At 38.0% G+C, this 5,228-nt stretch carries 3 protein-coding genes; all 3 read right to left on the reverse strand.

Translation table 11 applies throughout. The features are described from left to right. Positions 1 to 845 (reverse strand): DUF6443 domain-containing protein (locus J2772_RS23985; protein ID WP_245365327.1); only part of this gene is annotated, 845 nt, incomplete at its 3' end. An 8-nt stretch (positions 846 to 853) separates the two neighbouring features. Continuing rightward, a complete protein-coding gene (locus J2772_RS23990) occupies positions 854 to 4,069 on the reverse strand; it encodes a hypothetical protein (RefSeq protein WP_209921567.1) in 3,216 nt (1,071 codons plus the stop codon). 13 nt (positions 4,070 to 4,082) lie between these two features. After that, a partial coding sequence (locus J2772_RS23995) for a T9SS type A sorting domain-containing protein (RefSeq protein WP_209921570.1) occupies positions 4,083 to 5,228 on the reverse strand: 1,146 nt, incomplete at its 5' end.

The raw sequence follows: 5,228 nt of genomic DNA on the forward strand, positions 1-5,228 counted from the left end.
AGCACTTCCGCAGGTATTGTATTTCCTCCTGCTGTTTCAATTGCTTTAACGGCTAAGGATGGAATAACAAAAGCCTGCTGTCCATACTCATTGTAAGCATAATAGGTATCTACATTTTGGATTCCATCATTTTTTCTTACCAGAACAACCTGTCCTTTACCGTTTGTAAATTTGGTTGTCTTATTACCATCTTCATCGGTTATCATATTTTTATACAAAGTTCCGGCTTTGTAAAAACCTCCTGAGACATAGTCTGTATTTTCTGCAGAGATACTTAGCACAGGAGTACCTACTGCTACTCCCGAAACAATAGCCCACGAGGTATTAACTATAAATTTTCTGACTTCAGAATGAGTATTGGATTCATAGTTAAATTGTATGGTTTTTCCGGATCCCATCTTCCATGGATCTCCGGGAGCAGCCTGTTCCTGAAGCCGTTGAAAGGGTGAGTTTTCTACCTTCTTTTCTGCATAATAATTTGAAGCGGCTCCATAGACAGAAATAGCTCCCGTCATATCAGGAGAGGTAAATAACCCTCCATTCTGGGTGGCTTGCTGTGGTAATGGAAGCAAATCTTTGATCTGCCTTCCTAAAGCATCATATTCCACAGGGGTTACAATATCTTTTCCTGAAGGAGTGGCTTTAATAGCGATATTCTGTTTAGATCTTCCCAGACCGTCAAGATAATTAACCTGCTGTATCTGTTTTGCGGTACTACTGGAAGATACTACAGGCTCCAGATAGGTCCTGCTGTATACATAATTTTCTGTCTGTGTAAGATCCTGACCTTGCAGCGCTAATGACCCTAACAGAAAAAGTGTTTTTAAGAGCAAATATTTTTTCATGGTTTGTGTTAGTTTTTGTAGTTGTATTTTAATTCTTTCAGGATATTATTATTAGCATCCACTACAGACTGCAGCCTTCCTGCTGTATCATATTTATAAAACTCTCTTAGCCCTGTAGACGGAGTAATACTTGTTACCCCAATCAGCGGATCGTAGGTATACGTCGTAATGCTGGAATTCACAAAATCAGGCTGGTTTCTATAATCATCCAGGGCTTTTATCAATACCTTCTCTTTGTCTGCATCTGTATCCTCATTAGATTTTGCAATAATATCTGCAGCCAGACTCATTGCTTTATCATAAGTAATACCTTCTATCTTTGCAATCGGAAGGCTGTTGTTATAACCGTATATAATAGCTGTAGGGGTACTTCCTTTTGTAGTGTATTGAAGCACATTTCCATAAGCATCATATTGGTTATAATCAATGGTATTTTTAGCAGAGGATGGATTGTCCTTATCAAACTTCTGAGCAGCTACCGGTAAGATCATCTGATTGGTAGATGCATTTTTAGCATATACAGTTTTTGTCTTGGAGATGACTTTTCCGTCCTCTTTTCCTTCGGTTTGAATCGGAATGCTTACCATATTGGCACTTATCATATCAGCTTGGTTTTGATCCATCGCATACTGGAAAGTAGCTTCCGCTGTTGAGCCATCAAACGAACGTGTTTCAGTCTTTACAAGGTTAACTGGTTTATTAATATCACTTATGGAATAGGTATTATTAGTTTCCGAAGTAAGGATATTATTAAGATACGTTTTATTGTTTGCCTTAGTCAGTAACCATTTCCCGGATTCCACTACATAAAAATTATTAATTCTGCTGAAAGTCTGACTGTTTAATTCAAAGAAAGCAAATGAAGTGGAAAGAGCCAGGCTATAAGGTGAATTAGGTAAATGATCTGAAGACAATGAATTCTTCAATAGCATGTTTTCGTACTTATAACTTTTCTCCTGAAGCAGTTCTCCGCCCTCTGAAAATGATTTTTCATTCAACAAATTCCTGTTCAGAAACTGATAAGGATTCCAACCCATATCAGGAACTGTTATATCTAAATTACCCCCAATTGCAGAGAATTGATACATCTTTTTACCTTTTCCCAAGGTATTTTCAGTGACATATTCATAAGAAACCACATCTTTTCCCGAAAGACTTGAATTAATTGACTGATCTGCACTTAAAGCATAATTGCTGCACATAATCTGCTGAGTGGACCCAGTAGGCCTTGTCACACTATAATGTGTTTTTAAAAATTCTAATGGTGATGCAATACTCCCTGAAGACTGAGTACTTAAGTTACCCGGTTTCTTATATTCAAAAGTTCTTTTGGTATAATTGGTCTGGCCATCGAAGTCATTAATACTTTTTATCCTTAATCCTCCAACAATTGCATTTTGATTAACCGTAGTCTTATAGACCCGTCTCATTGAAACAGAAAATGACACAGAACAACCTGCTTCTGGATCATTGGACTGTAACATCACTCTCAATCTTTTTTTATAAGAAGGATTATGGGAATCCGGGGCTTCTAGAATGGGACCCTGAGCATCATTCTGAAATTGTGCTATTATCTTCCAGCTACCTGTTGTCTGCTGCTCTTCCAGGTAGCCATATCCATTGCTATTCTGTATGGATCCCGGATTTCCCGGCATATTATTGGCACAACTGTTTACCCAATCCACAAGATATGTTATCTTTTCTCCTGGTACGTTCGTATTCTCATTAAGGTAAAATTCAGGTCCTGTTTCTTCGGCGTAACCTGCGCCTGGATTCAAGACCCCAATTACATTTGATTTCGGAGTTGTTTCCTCCTGTGGAACAATCAATGTCTGCCAGATATTATTATTTTCATAAGTAAATGAAGATGATCCTTTGGTAGGATACTGTATTTTCTTAAGTATGTAAGCCTGTGAATATTGAGGATATACATTACGATTGCCGCCTTGTGTATAGTTTCTGTTGAAGTACTGCATATTGGGAATCAGTCCATAATTACTCTGACCATTATAATATCCCCATATATCTTGCGAAAAACTTCCCAAAAACGGTTTACCATTTTCATCATATTCAAAAGAATATTCTGTATTATCCAACAGGTTTTTGACTTTATTCAATTTCAGCCTGAAATTTTTATAAGGCTGATCTCCGCCATAAGTTTCAAAATAAGTGTGTTCAAGAGCCATTTTTTTAATGATTCTATCTTTGTACGTTCCTACAATTTCATTGAGTGCATAAGTACCGGACACCGCTCCATCCAGATCTTTCCTACCCTGTACACCCTGAATAGTATTAGCATAATTGAAAGTGAGTTTTTCATCATTGTGAATAATCTCGGTAAGCAAATCATCCATGTACATATTATTGGTTGTTACATGCTGACTCTTTCTGGAGTTTGCGCAATCTGCAATATTCTGTTCTATAGGAATATAAACATCTGTAAAACTGTAAGTAATATTACTATAAGACATTTTTTTTCCATACCTAAAGCTTACTTCCTCATTATTGGGAAATTTAATTTTTCCAAGAATAAATGAAGAAGTATAAGATTCTCCAAGGCTTCCTGTAGTAATAGTACTGGTTGAGTTCCCTTTTGATAATGTATAGATAACCCCTTTAGAATCTATAATCGTAAATTTATTATCCGCATAAGAAATTTTTACATCCTCATAAGGAATGGTTCTGAAGTTGCCGTTTGAATCTTTGATAAATGAACCTGAAACAGTGGGTAAGTTATAATGATAAATATCGGGCTGAGAATCCATGACCCCTTCTTTAATACTTGTCATTTTGTAGAAAACATCCGGTGGAAAGGTATTTAAATCCCCAGTTGCATAATCCCCAGGCTGCTGGGGAAACCATACTCCATTTTCAAGATCATCCTTCCCGTGCATTTCTACTGAAATACCATTCGGAATGGATAAAGACCAGCCTAATCCTGCTACGCCAGAGGTTTCATCTACTTTAATGCCTCCTGTATTATAGGTTAAACTAATAGGAATAGTTACCCCGTATCGGGTTTTGATTTCATATAAAGGGACGGAAACATTGAGTTTTCCAGTCCTATAATCTACCGGAAAGTCTCCTGCCTTAAACATACTGTAGGTTTCAGGAGTAGCAGGAAATATCTTTTGAATATCATTTTTTGTTCCGGGATCTATAGAGGCTTGCCCAAATATCATAATGCCTGACAATGCAGATGCCAGAAGTATTATTTTCTTCATGATTAATGTTTTTTTATTTCTTAATCAGCTTAGCATTCGCTGTTTTATTATTATCTGTTTTTATAGTCACCAGGTAAGCACCCTGTACCAAAGCCTGGGTATTCATCTTGGTAACTCTGTTCTTGGTTTTGAAGTTCTGTAGCTGTCTTCCACTCATATCATACAGCATAATATCAGCTTCTTTAAAATCAAAGCCGATTTCTACATAAGCATAATCCGATACAGGGTTTGGATAGATTTTGATATCGTATTTTTCAATCAGGTCATTAACTTGTTTATCACCCAGCTTTACAATCTTCCAGTTCTCTTTTCCTAGTTCCTTCGCACTCGTTCCAGCAAGGATTATGGAGCCATCGCGGTTCAGTTTCAAATCTGAAAGTCGCTCTTCTTTTTGTCTGGATTCTCCTGCTACATGTTTTCGCCACTGTTCATTTCCGTTGCCATCCAGATACAGCATCCAGAAGGTTTCATCATCTTTTTCTATTCTCCCTTCGGCTTGGGTATAACCGCCTAACAGAATTCCTTTTGAAGATTTGTCATCTGCGGAATGGATCACACTCATTCCCATCAGGATATCGCGGTTTTTGAAATTGTAGGATTTTTGCCATTGCTCATCGCCTCTTTCATTGAGGGCAATCAGCCATAGATCTGTGCCTTCTTCAATGCCTACCGTTTTGTTTCCGGATCTTTCGGATCGGGATTCTCCACCGATGATATAACCGTTTGCCGTTAAAGCCAATGTTCTGATATGATCGTCTCCTTTACCCCCAAAGTTCTTTTCCCATTCTACTTTGCCGTTTTTGTCTAGTTTAACGATCCAATAGTCGCCTTCACCGAAGTTGCTGCTTTGTTTTGAGGTAGCAGATATCAGGTTATAGGTAGCAGTACTTCCAGTCAAAGATTTACTTTCAGGAGTTCTAGCCCCGGATCCTAAATCACCAACTTCGGAACTTCTGGAATAAACTCCCAGTAAGGCTCCGCCATCCTTTGTTGGAATCATCTTTTCAACTTCGTCCAAGCCCTTTCCACCTAAGATCAATTGGGACAGTTCCTTTCCATCTTTATCCAGTCTGGTGATCCAGACATCTTTAGAACCATAGCCTTGGGATGAGTTTTGTACATTTCCAGCGACAAAAAAGCCCAAGTCTGTACTTTGAAT

This window comes from Chryseobacterium jejuense (assembly GCF_017877355.1).
In the GTDB taxonomy this organism is placed as follows: domain Bacteria; phylum Bacteroidota; class Bacteroidia; order Flavobacteriales; family Weeksellaceae; genus Chryseobacterium; species Chryseobacterium jejuense_A.